The organism is Micromonospora sp. NPDC000207 (assembly GCF_040300925.1).
GTDB lineage: Bacteria > Actinomycetota > Actinomycetes > Mycobacteriales > Micromonosporaceae > Micromonospora.
In genome coordinates this window covers 79,000-93,110 of record NZ_JBEPEQ010000002.1, presented here as the reverse complement: position 1 = coordinate 93,110, position 14,111 = coordinate 79,000, and the positions used below count along the sequence as shown (strand labels likewise).

14 protein-coding genes are annotated in these 14,111 nt (G+C 72.9%); 10 read left to right on the top strand and 4 right to left on the bottom strand.

Annotation, left to right across the window (positions count from 1 at the left end):
- The first annotated feature begins 186 nt into the window (after nucleotides 1–186).
- Entirely contained in the window at nucleotides 187–1,596 is a 1,410-nt protein-coding gene (gltX, locus tag ABT336_RS01365) for a glutamate--tRNA ligase (RefSeq protein ID WP_350894476.1), read from the top strand.
- A 151-nt stretch (nucleotides 1,597–1,747) separates the two neighbouring features.
- Here the strand turns inward: gltX and ABT336_RS01360 are convergent, their stop codons facing one another.
- A complete protein-coding gene (locus tag ABT336_RS01360; RefSeq protein WP_350894475.1) occupies nucleotides 1,748–2,326 on the bottom strand; it encodes a copper resistance CopC family protein in 579 nt (192 codons plus the stop codon).
- 221 nt (nucleotides 2,327–2,547) lie between these two features.
- Here ABT336_RS01360 and ABT336_RS01355 point away from each other — a divergent pair, with 221 nt between their 5' ends.
- Nucleotides 2,548–3,201 (top strand): hypothetical protein, encoded by a 654-nt coding sequence (locus tag ABT336_RS01355; RefSeq protein ID WP_350894474.1) that lies wholly within the window; start codon nucleotides 2,548–2,550, stop codon nucleotides 3,199–3,201.
- A 78-nt stretch (nucleotides 3,202–3,279) separates the two neighbouring features.
- Here ABT336_RS01355 and ABT336_RS01350 read toward each other — a convergent pair whose 3' ends face one another.
- Nucleotides 3,280–3,618: a hypothetical protein gene (locus ABT336_RS01350; RefSeq protein ID WP_350894473.1), complete on the bottom strand. Its 339-nt coding sequence runs from the start codon at nucleotides 3,616–3,618 to the stop codon at nucleotides 3,280–3,282.
- Nucleotides 3,619–3,821: 203 nt separating this feature from the next.
- On the opposite strand from ABT336_RS01350, the gene ABT336_RS01345 reads away from it, so the two are divergent.
- The 8 genes from ABT336_RS01345 to ABT336_RS01310 all read left to right on the top strand — a co-directional run bounded on the left by ABT336_RS01345 (nucleotide 3,822) and on the right by ABT336_RS01310 (nucleotide 11,584).
- Nucleotides 3,822–5,015 carry a sensor histidine kinase gene (locus tag ABT336_RS01345; RefSeq protein ID WP_350894472.1) on the top strand — a complete coding sequence of 398 codons (1,194 nt, stop codon included), beginning with the start codon at nucleotides 3,822–3,824 and terminating at the stop codon, nucleotides 5,013–5,015.
- An 83-nt stretch (nucleotides 5,016–5,098) separates the two neighbouring features.
- Complete coding sequence (locus tag ABT336_RS01340; protein ID WP_350894523.1) at nucleotides 5,099–5,752, top strand: response regulator; 654 nt, start codon at nucleotides 5,099–5,101, stop codon at nucleotides 5,750–5,752.
- A 52-nt stretch (nucleotides 5,753–5,804) separates the two neighbouring features.
- A complete protein-coding gene (locus tag ABT336_RS01335; RefSeq protein WP_350894471.1) occupies nucleotides 5,805–7,043 on the top strand; it encodes a PucR family transcriptional regulator in 1,239 nt (412 codons plus the stop codon).
- Between the two features lie 78 nt (nucleotides 7,044–7,121).
- Complete coding sequence (locus ABT336_RS01330; protein ID WP_350894470.1) at nucleotides 7,122–8,078, top strand: ACP S-malonyltransferase; 957 nt, start codon at nucleotides 7,122–7,124, stop codon at nucleotides 8,076–8,078.
- A complete protein-coding gene (locus ABT336_RS01325; RefSeq protein WP_350894469.1) occupies nucleotides 8,075–9,022 on the top strand; it encodes a beta-ketoacyl-ACP synthase III in 948 nt (315 codons plus the stop codon). The genes ABT336_RS01330 and ABT336_RS01325 overlap by 4 nt, the downstream gene beginning before the upstream one ends.
- 155 nt (nucleotides 9,023–9,177) lie before the next feature.
- On the top strand, nucleotides 9,178–9,417 hold the full coding sequence (locus tag ABT336_RS01320) for an acyl carrier protein (RefSeq protein WP_350894468.1): 240 nt from the start codon (nucleotides 9,178–9,180) through the stop codon (nucleotides 9,415–9,417).
- A gap of 1 nt (nucleotide 9,418) precedes the next feature.
- Nucleotides 9,419–10,645 (top strand): beta-ketoacyl-ACP synthase II, encoded by a 1,227-nt coding sequence (fabF, locus tag ABT336_RS01315; protein WP_350894467.1) that lies wholly within the window; start codon nucleotides 9,419–9,421, stop codon nucleotides 10,643–10,645.
- Nucleotides 10,646–10,882: 237 nt separating this feature from the next.
- A complete protein-coding gene (locus tag ABT336_RS01310; RefSeq protein ID WP_350894466.1) occupies nucleotides 10,883–11,584 on the top strand; it encodes a lipoprotein in 702 nt (233 codons plus the stop codon).
- Nucleotides 11,585–11,727: 143 nt separating this feature from the next.
- Here the strand turns inward: ABT336_RS01310 and ABT336_RS01305 are convergent, their stop codons facing one another.
- Both ABT336_RS01305 and ABT336_RS01300 read right to left on the bottom strand, forming a co-directional pair.
- On the bottom strand, nucleotides 11,728–12,633 hold the full coding sequence (locus ABT336_RS01305; protein WP_350894465.1) for an ROK family protein: 906 nt from the start codon (nucleotides 12,631–12,633) through the stop codon (nucleotides 11,728–11,730).
- Entirely contained in the window at nucleotides 12,630–14,090 is a 1,461-nt protein-coding gene (locus ABT336_RS01300; RefSeq protein WP_350894464.1) for an argininosuccinate lyase, read from the bottom strand. The genes ABT336_RS01305 and ABT336_RS01300 overlap by 4 nt, the downstream gene beginning before the upstream one ends.
- Nucleotides 14,091–14,111 lie beyond the last annotated feature (21 nt).

Here is a 14,111-nt window from a genome sequence, read left to right as displayed (position 1 = left end):
ACCGCGCACCGCTAACCGCGCACCGCTAACCGCGCACCGCTAACCGCGCACCGCTAACCGCGCACCGTGAACCGTGCTCCGCGCGCACCTGTGAGACGCGCACCTGTAGAGGGGTGACCCTCTATACCGTGGGCGTTAACAAGGGGCCCTTCCTTGCGCCGGGGGCGGCGGCCGTAGGCTGGGGACGTGACGGTACGTGTACGCTTCGCCCCTTCCCCGACCGGTATGTTCCACGTCGGCGGTGCCCGCTCGGCACTGCAGAACTGGATCTACGCCAAGCAGCAGGGCGGGGTGTTCGTGCTCCGTGTCGAGGACACCGACGCGGCGCGCAACAAGCCCGAGTGGACCGAGGGGATCCTCTCCGCCCTGGAGTGGATCGGCATCGAGCGCGGCACCTACGAGGGTCCCTACTTCCAGTCGGCGTACGCCGAACAGCACCGGGCCGCCGCCGGGCGGCTGCACGACGCCGGTCGGGCGTACTACTGCGACTGCACCCGGGACGCGGTGCAGGCCCGCAGCGGCTCCCAGTACTCCGGCTACGACGGGTTCTGCCGGGACCGGGCGCTGCCCCCGGGTGAGGGGCGGGCCCTGCGGTTCCGCACCCCGGACGAGGGTGCCACGGTGGTGGTCGACCTGATCCGGGGCGAGCCGACCTTCGAGAACAAGCTGATCGAGGACTTCGTCATCGCCCGGGGTGACGGCTCGCCGGTGTTCCTGCTGGCAAACGTGGTGGACGACATGAGCATGGGGATCACCCACGTGATCCGGGCCGAGGAGCACCTGCCCAACACCCCCAAGCAGCAGCTCCTCTGGGACGCCCTCGGGGTGCAGCCGCCGGTGTGGGCGCACGTGCCGGTGGTCGTCAACGAGAAGCGGCAGAAGCTGTCGAAGCGGCGGGACAAGGTCGCGCTGGAGGCGTACAAGGACGAGGGCTACCTCGCCGACGCGATGCGCAACTACCTGATGCTGCTGGGTTGGGCCCCCTCCGGCGACCGGGAGATCGTGCCCTGGTCGGTCATCGAGGACGAGTTCCGGTTGGCGGAGGTGAACCCCTCTCCCGCGTTCTTCGACGAGAAGAAGCTGCGGGCGTTCAACGGGGAGTACATCCGGGCGCTGCCTGTGGACGAGTTCGTCGCCGCCTGCCAGCCGTGGCTGACCGGCACCGCCACCATCCCGCCGCCGCCGTGGCAGCCGGAGGAGTTCGACGCCGCCGCCTTCGCCGCCGTCGCACCGCTGGCCCAGACCCGGATCGCGGTCCTCAGCGAGATCGTGCCCAACGTCGACTTCCTCTTCCTGGCCGACCCGCTGATCGACGAGGGGGCCTGGAAGAAGGCGATGAAGGAGGGGGCGGGCGACCTGCTCGACGCGGCGATCGCCGCCTTCGACGCGCTGGCCGACTGGAACGCCGACACCCTCAAGTCGACGCTGGAGGCGGTGGGTGCCGAGCGGGGTCTGAAGCTGGGCAAGGCGCAGGCGCCGGTCCGGGTCGCGGTCACCGGTCGTACCGTCGGGTTGCCGTTGTTCGAGTCCTTGGAGGTGCTCGGCCGGGACCGGTCCCTGGCCCGGCTGCGCGCCGCCCGCGTCCGGCTCCCCTGAGCCGACGCACGACCACCCGGAGCGGCCCGCGTCCGGCTCCCCTGAGCCGACGCACGACCGCCCGGTGCCGTCCGGCTGCCGGTGAGCCGACGCACGACGAAACGTCCGGCCCCCTCCGCCACCTGCGGGCGGGGCCGGACGTCCTCGGCGGTCAGCGGGCGGCGCGGCGACGCAGCAGCAGCCCGGCGACGAGCGCCCCGACCAGCGCCACCCCACCCAACGCCCACAGCCATCCTGAGCCACCGTCGTCGCTGGCGTCGGCGGCCGGGACCGGGCTCGCCGCCGGTTCGGCGCTCGGCGACGGCTCGACCGACGGCTCCGCACTGGGCGACGCCTCGGGCGTGACCCCGGTGGTGACAGTGAACGTCACCTCGCCCCGGACCCGGTGGCCGTCGGCCGACGGCACCGAGAAGGCGACGGTGTACTCCCCGGCCGGGCCGGGCTGCACCGGAACCGTCACCGTCTTCCCGTCGAAGGTCGGCTCACCGGCCGCCGCCGAGGTCCCGTCCGGCCCGGTGACGGTGATCTCGGACCGGTTGGACACACTCGACAGGAAGCGCAGCTCGACCTCCTGCGGTGCCTCGGCCAGGATAGCCCCGTCCTTGGGGTCACTGCCTGTGAACGAGTTGTGCGCGGCAGCCGGTGACCCCGGCAGCAGCAGCGTCACTCCCAGCACCACACCGACGACGGCCAGCGAGGCGCGCACCGCGCGTACCACCCTGCCCCCCATGAACACCTCCGCAAAGGTAAGATCCGCCCGCTGATCAACGGCTGGTCATTAGTCGATTCGAGATCGCAGATAGTTCCAATTACTGTTCCAGTAGCTGCGTTCTAGCGTCGTTCTGCAACCCTTGACGTGGACATCCGGGCCTGTGGCCACGGTCACCGTCGTCATACGACCACGCCTGACCTGCAGCAAGCCAACCATCGACGGGGCGGAGGGGGCGGCCGATGGGCGACACGGCGAGCCGGCTGGTAAAGGTGCTGAGTGGATTTCTGATGGGTGCGGTGCTGTCGCTGGGAGCGGCAGGCACCGCCTGGGCGGCACCGAAGCCGAAACCACCACCCGGGGTGGACATCTCCGGGGTGGGGCTCACCGAGCCGCTACGGCTGCGCGTCGACACGCACGACGGGCACGTCAACGCGGTGATCGACCAGGTGAGTTGGCTCGGTCGTACCGGGCAGGCCAAGGGGCCGAAGGAGGCCGACCTCGGCCCGAAGTACACGGTGGTGGTGTTCGCCGGTGAGGAGCCGAAGCACACCTACGACCTGTATCCGAAGGCCGTCGGCGGGCCACGGGTCTACCGGCCGGCCAAACAGCCGGACGAGCGCAAGACCAGCTCGGGCTGGTTCCTGGGCCGACTGAACATGTCCGAGACGCTGCGTGGCGCCGGGGTGCCGTTGGAGCGACAGCTCGACACCCTCTCGGGAGGCATCGGCGGCGGCGAGCGGGTGATCCCGGACGACTCGTTGAACGCCAGCCGGAGCATCAACGAGTCGGTGGGTGAGCTGCGGCGGCTGCTGCTGATCAACGTGGCGGTGGCGGTGACCATCACCATCGGGCTGGCCGGCATCGCGCTGCTGGTCCGGCGACGGTCCCGCTGATCCGGTCGGCGTCGGCCCGGGTCGACGCCGTGGTGGACACCGGCGCGGGCGGGGGTTGCACACCCTGCCCGCGCCGACTCAGCACCAGCGCTGTGGGGGACGTTCCCGGCGACCGGTGCGACGACGGCGGGGCCGCACCGGCCCGTGCCGGTGAGCCCCGGCCCAGCCGGGGAGGTCGCTGAGGCAGGACCGGCCGTCCTCGGTCGGCGACCCACCGACCACCTCGCCGGTACGCTGCCGCGGCACCACCGGCTCGTCGACGGTGCACTCCGGGGTGCGGGCGACCGACTGGTCGCTCGGGTGGGCGGCTCCGCAGGCGGGTCGCCTCGGGTGCTTGCCCGCCCCCGGCTGCTCATGATGACCCGGCCGGCAACTCTCGCCCTGGGCGCAGCCGTGTTCGGCCTCCCCGTGCGCCATCCCGGTCTCCTCACGCTCGCCCTCGCCGGGCGGTCCCCTTCCCGGCGTGTCTGTACGGTACTGGTCCGCCCGGCTCCGGCGAACGGCCCCCGGCCAGCAGCGCCGCCCGCCGTTGCGGATGGGTCGTTCGGGGGATGCGGTCCCCGGCCGGGTCGTTCCGAGGTCGGAGGTCGACGGGCCGGGGGTGTGGTGTGATCGGCGACGTGCGAGTGCCGTCGTGGCTCGGGTCCGGGACCCGGGGACGTGACCTGACGCTGGCCGGCGGGTCGCTGGTCGGCGGCCTGGTCATGTACAGCGTCGGCTTCCGGGCCGGTCTGGACTGGCTGCCGCAGCTGCCCCGGCCCTGGTTCCTGCTCCCCCTGGTGGCGGTCTGCGTTGCGGTCGCCCTGCGTCGGGTGGCCACCCGGACCGGCCTGGCCCTCGGCACCGCGGCGTTCGTCGCCGACACGGCCCTCGGCGGTTCGGTGGCCACCGCGATCATCTACACCCAGGTGCTCTACGACTCCTGCGTGTACGGCTCACCCCGGTTCTGGCGGCGACTGCTGCGGGTGACTGTGGTGCTGACGGTGCTGACCCCGGTGGTCGGTGTCCTGGTGCTGTGGGACTGGGAGGCCCTGGCCCTGGGCGTCGTGGTGGCGCTGATCGGGCTGCTGCCGGTGCTGACCGGGACGACGGTCCGGCAGTACCGGGACCGGGCCGTGGCCGAACGGCTCCGGGCCGAGCAGACCGCCCGGCTGGTGGAGCTGGACCGGCGGCAGGCGGTCGGGGCGGAACGGTCCAGGATGGCCCGGGAGCTGCACGACGTGGTCGCCAACCACCTCAGCGCCGTCGCCATCCACGCCACCGCCCTGTTGTCCGTACCGGGACTGGACCGGGCGCAGGTGGACTCGGCGTTACGGGTGATCAGGGAGAACAGCGTGCAGGGGCTGGCGGAGATGCGGCAGATGATCGGACTGCTGCGGGAACCGGCCGGGGACGGTGACGGTCCGGACTCGGCCGAGGAGCCGACCCGGGCCCGGCTCAGCGAGCTCGACGTCCTGGTGGAGCGGGTGCGGGCGGCCGGTCTGACGGTCCGTACCACGGTGACGGGGGTGCCGCGTCCCCTGCCGGTCACCGTCGACCTCGCCGGATACCGGATCGTGCAGGAGTCGTTGACCAACGCCCTCAAGCACGGGGCCGGGGAGGCGGAGTTGGCGGTGACGTACCAGCCGGGGGTGGTGGTCGTGACAGTGACCAACCGGGTGCGGGCCGGGCGGGAGGCGGTGCCCGGCGCGGGCGCCGGCCTGATCGGGATGCGGGAGCGGGTGGCGTTGCTCGACGGCCGGTTCTCCGCCCGGAAGGAGGACGGATGGTGGCGGATCCACGCGGAGCTGCCCACGACGGAGGCGGTGGCGTGACAGGGACGGACGGCGGGCCCACGTCGCCCGGTGGCCTCGGCGACACCATCGACGGGGTACGCACGACGGGAGGGTCGGGTCCGGTGCGGGTGGTGCTCGCCGACGACCAACAGGCGGTACGGGCCGGGTTGGCGCTGATCCTGGCCGGGGCGCCGGACGTGGAGGTGGTCGGTCAGGCCGCCGACGGCCGGACGGCTGTCGACCTGTGTCGGGCGCTGCGTCCCGACGTCGCGGTGCTGGACATCCGGATGCCGGTGCTGGACGGCATCTCGGCGACGCGGGAGATCGTCGCGCAGGAGCTGGCCGACGTCCTGGTGCTGACCACCTTCGACCTCGACGAGTACGTCTTCGGGGCGCTGCGGGCCGGGGCGTCGGGGTTCCTGCTCAAGGACACCGACGCGGCGGGGCTGGTGGCGGCGGTATGCACCGTGGCGCAGGGCGAGGGCATCATCGCCCCCGGGGTGACCCGGCGGTTGATCAGCGCCTTCGCGGCGACCGCCCCGACGGCGTCGGCGCAGTCCAGGACGGCGGTGCGGTCACTCACCCCCCGGGAACGGGACGTGCTCGCCTGCCTGGGGCGGGGGTTGTCCAACCAGCAGATCGCCGACCGGTTGGGCCTGGCGGAGAGCACCACCAAGACCCACGTCAGCCGGATCCTCACCAAGTTGTCGCTGCGCAGCCGGGTGCAGGCCGCCATCCTGGCCCAGGAGTCGGGGCTGCCCGAGCCGCCGGGGTGAGCCGGACCGGCCCGACGGTCGGTCGCGGGCGGCCGGGTGGCAGGGTGGAGGGGTGGGGCAGGCTACGGAGTTGTCGGCGACGCTCAGGCGTATCGAGCGGGCCGCCGGTGGGCTGGCCACGGCCAGTGTGGCCCGGATGGACGAGACCCTGCCGTGGTTCCGGGCGCTCCCGGCCGAGCAGCGGTCCTGGGTGATGCTGGTCGCCCAGTCCGGGGTCCGTTCGCTGGTGGAGTGGCTGCGCGACGGCGGCGGTACGGCCGACAGCAGCCAGGAGGTCTCCGACGAGGTCTTCGCCACCGCTCCGCAGGCGTTGGCCCGGTCGATCAGCCTCCAGGAGACGGTGGCCCTGATCAAGGTGACCATCGACGTGGTGGAGGAGCAGGCCGGGGAGTTGGCCGCGCCCGGTGAGGAGCAGCAGCTCCGGGAGGTGATGCTGCGCTTCTCCCGGGAGATCGCGTTCGCCGCCGCCAGGGCGTACGCGCGGGCCGCCGAGTCGCGGGGCTCCTGGGACGCCCGGTTGCAGGCGCTGCTCGTCGACGCGCTGCTGCGCGGGGACTCCCCGGACGTGCTGGCGAGCCGGGCTGCGGCGTTGGGTTGGACTGACGCCCCGCCGGTGGCGGTGGCGGTGGGCCGGTCCCCCGGTGGTGCGGTGGCGGCGGTGCTGCACACCGTCTACCGGCAGGCCCGCCGGATCGGCGCCGAGGTGATCGGCGGGGTGCACGGTGACCGGCTGGTGGTGGTGCTGGGCGGGGCGGCGGATCCGGTGAGCGCCACGGGGAACCTGTCGGAGGCCTTCGGGGAGGGGCCGGTGGTGGTGGGTCCGGCGGTGCCGAGTCTGGACGAGGCGACCGAGTCGGCGCGGGCCGCGCTGGCCGGGTTCCGCGCGGCCCCGGCCTGGCCGGGTGCCCCCCGGCCGGTGTCGGCGGAGGACCTGCTGCCGGAGCGTGCCCTGGCCGGGGACACCGAGGCCCGCCGCCGGTTGCGGCACGACGTGTACGCGGGGTTGGTGCGGGCCGGGGGTGAGCTGTTGCCGACCCTCGACGCCTTCTTCGCCGCCGGGGGGACGTTGGAAAGCGCGGCCCGCGCCCTGTTCGTCCATCCGAACACTGTGCGTTACCGGTTGCGCCGGGTCAGCGACGTCACGGGTTTCTCGCCGTTGACGCCGCGCGACGCCTTCGCCCTCCAGATCGCGCTGACGATCGGTCGACTGGATCCGACGCCGAATCACCTGATTTCTCCATCCAGTGCCAAAAACACCCAGAAAATCGATGATCGACGTCAATCTTTGTAGGGTCTCTCCAATGGTCCTAGTGTGGTTTGGTGCCAGTCGACACCCTGAACTCGTGAGTAGTCCGGGAGAGTCATAGTCGTGCTCGCCGTACTCTCGCCCGGCCAGGGTTCGCAGAAACCTGGCTTCCTCCTACCCTGGCTCGACCTGACCGGCAGCGAGGCGCGACTGCGCTCGTGGTCCGAGCTGGCCGGGGTCGACCTGGTGCACCTCGGCACCGAGGCCGACGCCGAGGAGATCAAGGACACCGCCCGCACCCAGCCGCTGCTGGTCGCGGCGGCCCTCCTCGCCGCCGAACACCTCCCGATGGACGAGGTCACCGTCACCGCCGGCCACAGCGTCGGCGAGCTGGGCGCAGCCGCCCTGGCCGGTGTCCTCACCGCCGAGACCGCGATCACCCTCGCCGGCGTACGCGGCCGGGAGATGGCCGCCGCCTGCGCGCTGGAGCCCACCGGGATGGCCGCCCTGCTCGGCGGCGACCCCGACGAGGTCCTCGCCGCGATCGAGGCCGCCGGACTACACCCGGCCAACCGCAACGGTGCAGGTCAGGTGGTCGCCGCCGGCTCGATCGCCGGGCTGGAGCAGCTCGCCGCCGCACCGCCGGCCAAGACCCGGGTGATCCGGTTGCAGGTAGCCGGGGCGTTCCACACGCCGTACATGGCCCCGGCCGAGAAGGCCCTCGCGGTGGTGGCCGCCGAGATCACCCCGACCGACCCGGTGCGGACCCTCCTGTCCAACCTCGACGGCTCGGCCGTCGGCCACGGCCCGGACGTGATCCAGCGCCTGGTCCACCAGGTCACCGCCCCGGTCCGGTGGGACCTGTGCATGCGGACCCTGGCCGACCTCGGGGTCACCGCCGTCCTCGAACTGCCCCCGGCCGGCAGCCTCGCCGGCCTGGTCAAGCGGGAACTCAAGGGTCCCGGCCTGCCGGAGATCGTCACCCTGAACACCCCGGACGACCTGCCCGCCGCGCGGGACCTGATCGCCCGGCACGGCAACGCCTCGGATCGCCAGTCGACCACGGAGGTGGACGCATGACCGGGAGCCGGATCCTCGCGCTCGGGCACTACCAGCCGTCGCGGGTGGTGACCAACGACGACATCGCCGAACTGGTCGAGACCAACGACGAGTGGATCCGCGACCGGGTCGGCATCGTCTCCCGGCGGATCGCCGAAGCCGGTGAGTCGGTAGCCGACATGGCCGCCGCCGCCGCCGACAAGGCGCTGGCCAACGCCGGGCTGACCCCGGCCGACATCGACCTCGTCGTGGTGGCCACCTGCACCGCGATCGACCGCAGCCCCAACATCGCCTGCCGGGTCGCGGCCAAGCTGGGCATCCCCGGCCCCGCCGCCTTCGACGTCAACACCGCCTGTTCCGGATTCGCGTACGCCCTCGGCACCGCCGACCACGCGATCCGGGCCGGTGCGTCCCGCAACGCCCTGGTCATCGGCGCCGAGAAGCTCTCCGACATGGTCGACTGGACCGACCGGACGACCTGCATCATCTTCGCCGACGGGGCGGGTGCCGCGGTGCTCACCGCCACCGCCGACGGCGAGCCGGCCGGGGTGGGCCCGGTGGTGTGGGGTTCGGTGCCGGAGAAGAGCGACGCGGTACGCATCGAGGGCTGGCGTCCGTACGTCAGGCAGGAGGGGCAGTCGGTGTTCCGGTGGGCTACCACCACCCTGGCCCCCCTCGCCCTCCAGGCGTGCGAGCGGGCCGGAGTGGCCCCGGAGGAGATCGCCGCCTTCGTGCCGCACCAGGCCAACACCCGGATCATCGACGGCATCGCCCGGCGGCTCGGCATGCCCGACGCGATCATCGCGAAGGACATCGTCGAATCCGGGAACACCTCGGCGGCGAGCGTTCCGCTGGCCCTGTCGAAGCTCGTCGAGCGCCGGGAGGTGCCCTCCGGGGCACCGGTCCTGCTGTTCGGCTTCGGCGGTGGCCTGACCTACGCCGGTCAGGTCGTCCGCTGCCCGTGACGTACCCCGCCCGGCACCCCACGCCGGGCGGACCCAGGACGCTCCGGCGAGCCGTGCCGGGCGTCCCCCCGAGACCCGTACCGGCGGCAGCGCCGGACGTGACGGACGGCGTCGCCGCCCGTCGAGTGCAACCGCATCGAGAGGAACCATCCGCAATGACCCGTGAAGAGATCACCAGCGGCCTCGCCGAGATCCTCGAAGAGGTGGCCGGGGTGAACCCGGAGGACGTGGCCGAGGGGAAGTCCTTCACCGACGACCTCGACGTCGACTCGCTCTCCATGGTGGAGGTCGTGGTGGCCGCCGAGGAGAAGTTCGGCGTCAAGATCCCCGACAGCGAGGTCCAGAACCTGAAGACCGTCGGTGACGCTGTCACCTACATCGAGGCGCGGCCCTGACATGAGTCGCTTCGACGTCGTCGTCACCGGGCTCGGCGCGACCACCCCGCTGGGCGGGGACGTCGCGTCGACCTGGGACGCCATGCTCACCGGCCGCTCCGGGGTGGGTCCGCTCACCGCGGAGTGGGCCGAGCAGTTGCCGGTCCGTATCGCCGCCCATCTCGCCGTCGAGCCGAGCACGGTCATCGACCGGATCAAGATGCGTCGGCTGGACCGCTCCGAGGCGATCGCGCTGATCGCGGCGCAGCAGGCCTGGGCCGACTCCGGGCTGGCCGACTCCGGGCTCGACAAGGAACGACTCGCCGTCAGCATCGGATCCGGGATCGGTGGCGCCGTCACCCTCCTGGACCAGGACGACATCCTGGAGAAGTCCGGTCCGCGGCGGGTCTCCCCGCACACCATCCCGATGCTCATGCCGAACGGCCCCGCCGCCTGGGTGGGGCTGGAACTCGGTGCCAAGGCCGGGGTGCACGCGGTGGCCAGTGCCTGCGCCACCGGGGCGGAGGCGATCTCGCTCGGGCTCGACCTGATCCGCGCCGGCCGCGCCGACGTGGTGGTGGCCGGCGGGACCGAGGCGGTCATCCACGCACTGCCGATCGCCGGGTTCTCCTCGATGCGGGCCATGTCCACCCGCAACGACGACCCGGAGCGCGCCTCCCGTCCCTGGGACAAGGGCCGCGACGGTTTCGTGCTCGGTGAGGGCGCCGGGGTGCTGGTCCTGGAACGGGCCGACCACGCCGCCGCCCGGGGTGCCCGGGTGTACGCCCGGCTCGCCGGGGCCGGGGTCACGTCCGACGCGTACGACATCGTGCAGCCGCACGCCGAGGGGGAGGGCGCGATCCGGGCGATCAAGAAGGCGCTCGCCGACGCGGACATGGCCGGTACGGACATCGCGCACGTCAACGCGCACGCCACCTCCACCCCGGTCGGGGACATGCTGGAGATCGGTGCCCTGCGGGCAGCGGTCGGTGACCACCCGGTGCTGTCGGCCACCAAGTCGATGACCGGGCACCTGCTCGGTGCGGCGGGTGCCCTGGAGTCCATCGCCACCATCCTGTCCATCCGGGACGGCGTGGTTCCGCCGACGATCAACCTGGACGACCCGGACGACAACCTCGACCTCGACGTGGCCACGAACAAGGCCCGGCACATGGAGGTCCCGGCCGCGCTGAACAACGCGTTCGGCTTCGGCGGGCACAACGTGGCTCTCGTCTTCACCCGTCCCTGAGCACCAACCCGCCCAGCGGCGACCCCGGCCGCCCGCACGCGGTGTGAGAAAGGGTCCCTCGTCGACGAGGGACCCTTTCCTTTTTCCGTGCCGCCGGAGACCGGGGGCGTCGGGGGCGGTGGGAGGGGACCTTTCCTTCTTTTCGTGCCGTCGGACAGCGGGTGCGGCGGGGCCTCGGGGGCAGTGGGCTAGCATCTCTCGGCCGCCTGTGACGGCGGGGACACTGAGGACCTGACGATGCATCGAAGAATGGCCGTGCTGGCCGCGCTCACCCTGACCCTGGTCGCCGGCTGCGGCGAGGCCGCCTCCGAACCCGCCGCCCAGAATCCGACAGCGACGTCCCCCGAGACCGCCGCGACGCCCACCGCCGCCACCGAGACCGCGACGACGCCCACCGCCGACGACGCACCCTGGTACGACAAGGTCCCGCCCGCGCAGGCCGCCGGGACCGTCGGTGGACGGGACAGCGCGTGTCACCTCCCGCTGGTCTTCTCCCTCGCCGAGGGGACGAAAGCCACCAGGATCGAGATTCCCGACGACGTCGACGATGAGATCCGCGACGTGCTGACCCGGCAGGGCGGGGCCACCGTGGTGTGCGAGGTCGACGCGAAACCGATCAAGGCCGGGTTCCTGCGGGTGTGGAGCGTGGACGAGCCGAAGCGTCGGCCCCGCCCGGCGGTGGAGTCGTTCGTCGCCGCTGTGAAGCAGGTCGACGACCCGCAGTACCGGACCGTGAAGACGGCGCTCGGGGACGCGGTCGAGGCGACCTGGATCTCCACTCCGGAGATGGCCGGCGAGTCACGGCGGGAATTCGCCCTCGCCGTCCGGGCCAGCGGTCGAACGGTGCTGCTCAGCAGCAGCGAGAGCCTGATCGCGGAGATCGAGGACGTACTCTCCGTGTTCCGGCTGGCCGTCCGGACCGTCGCCCCCACCGGCTGACCCCACCCGGGGGACCCTGCCGACTGACTGCGCCTCCTCCGTAGATCTCGGCGGATGTTGGCTGCCGGAGGGGCAACACGCTCCGGGGTTCGGGGCGGAGGCAGCTCGCTCGGAGAGCCACCGGGGAAGTTCCCGGGGTCGGTTCACACGTGGACGGCCTCTCGGGCGAGGGTGACCGCGCCGAGGAGGGCGGCGTCGTCGGCGAAGGCGGACAGGACCACGTCGGGACGGTGCGGGAGGACCTCGGCCAGCCGGTCGACGAGGAGGCCACGGATGACCGCGCTGCCGGCCACCCCGCCGACCAGGACCACCCGCGCCGGGTCCAGCAGGAGGCAGCAGGTGACCAGGTGGCGGGCCAGTTCGTCGACCCGGGCGGTCAGGGCGTCCCGGGCGGCCCCTGGATGTTCGGCCGCCCCGGCCAACCCGGCGGCTCCCCCGGCCAACCCCAGTTCCTCGGCGAGCCGGTCCAGGGCTCGGCCGGAGAAGTCCAGCTCCAGCATGGTTCCCGGCCACGGGCCACCGGCGACGGCGTACCCGATCTCACCGGCGGCGCCCCGGTGTCCGGCGAGGACGCTGCCGCCCACCGTGACGGCCGCCGCCACCCCGGTGCCGATCCCGACGACCAGGCCGGGGTCGGCGTCGCGCAGGGCGCCGATCCGCAGCTCGGCCAGGGCGGCGGCGTTGAGGTCGTTGTCGACAGCCACGGCGGCGACGTCGAGACCGTCGCGGACCGCCTCGGCCAGCCGCAACAGTTCCCAGCCGGGGACGTTGGGGGCCAGGTCGATGCCGTCGGGTCGGACCACTCCCGGCGAGGCGACCCCGGCCGCGAGCAGCGGGCCGCCGACCCCGGCGACCAGCTCGGCGGCGAGGTTCAGGGCCCGGTCGAGGGCCTGCGGGGCACCCCGTTCGGCGTACGTGGGGATCCGCCGCCGGGCCAGCAACCGCCCCTGACGGTCGGCCACCCCGACGGCCATCTTGGTGCCGCCGAAGTCGATGCCGAGCAGCAGCCCGTCGACACCGGCCCGGACACCGGCGACCTGAACGCTCACCGGGCGGCCAGTTCGGCGGCGACGGCGTCCAGGGCGGCGTCGGCGTGACCGAGGCGATCCCGTACCCCGGTCAGCCGGTCGGTGACCCCGGCCAGCCCGACCCGCAGCGTGGCCACCTGGGCGCGGACGGCGTCGGCACCGGGGCCGTCGGCCTGCACCCGGTTCAGCACCAGCTCGGGGCGGACCGCAGCGGCGATCAGGGCGTCGACCGCGTCGTCGGCGAGCCCGCCGGGGACCAGTCCGTCGGCGGCGGCCCGGACCTCGTCGGCGGTCCAGGTGTCGGGGGTGCCGGCGCGGACCAGGCGGCCGAGGAGCGAGTGGGCGGCCCGGAACGGTACGCCGTGCCGGGCGAGCGCGTCGGCGGCGGCGGTCGTGGTGGCACCGGAGGCGACGATCTCGGCCGCCGACGGGGGTTCCAGCGGCTCGATCTCGGCGAGGAAGCCCCCGAGCAGGGCGAAGAACCGGTCGGCCCGGTCGTTGCTCTCCCAGAGGCGGACCTGCACGTCGGTGGTGGCGTTGTTGGAGTCCTCCCACCAGGCCGCGCCCACGTTGTTGAGCACCGAGGCGGCGTCGGCGGCGGCCTGACCGGCGTACGACACCAGGTGTTCAAGCACCACCGGGTTGCGCTTCTGCGGCATGATGCTGCTGCCCTGGGTGAAGTCGCCGGGGGTGCTCACCCACCGCCAGCTCAGCCAGTCCATCAGGGTGCGGGCCAGCCGCGCCCCGGTGGCCAGCGACTGGGCGTTGAGGGTGCCCACCCGGACGAGGTGGTCGGCGCCGGCCACCGCCTCGTAGGAGTTGGTGACCAGGGCGGCGAAGCCGAGCAGTTCGGCCACCCGGGCGGGGGCGATGTCCAGGTCGGTGCCGGCGAACGCGCAGGAGCCCAGCGGGGAGACGTTGAGCTGGTCGATCACGTCGGCGTACGCGGACGCCTCACCGAGCAGCGCCTCGGCGTACCCGGCGAGGGCGTGACCGATGGTGGTGGGCTGGGCCGGACGACGGTGGGTGTAACCGGTGATCACCACGTCGGCGTACCGGTGGGCGGCGTCCAGGGCGACGGTCCCGGCGGCGAGCACCCGGTCGAGGACCCCGGTGAGCTGATCGCGCAGCAGCATCCGGAACACCCCGGCGTCGAGGTCGTTGCGGCTGCGCGCCATCTGCACGTCCAGCTCGGAGGTGGGGATCGAGCAGGCCGCGGCGAGCCGCTTCTCCAGCAGGTAGTAGGTGTCCTCGATGCTGCCGTCGAACTCCGGCGGCGGGGCCGGGTCGGTACGCAGGTCGGCCAGCCCGCGCAGCATCCGGGCGCCCCGGTCGGCCGGGACGAGTCCCTGCTCGGTCAGCATCACCACGTGCGCCTGGCTGGCCCGCACCATCGCCGGGTAGAGGTGTCCGACGTGGTGGGTGTAGGTGGGCCGCAGGTGGTGCCGTTGGTACGTGGTCAGCGCGGGTGTGCTCATGGTGAGGTGCTCACTTCCTTC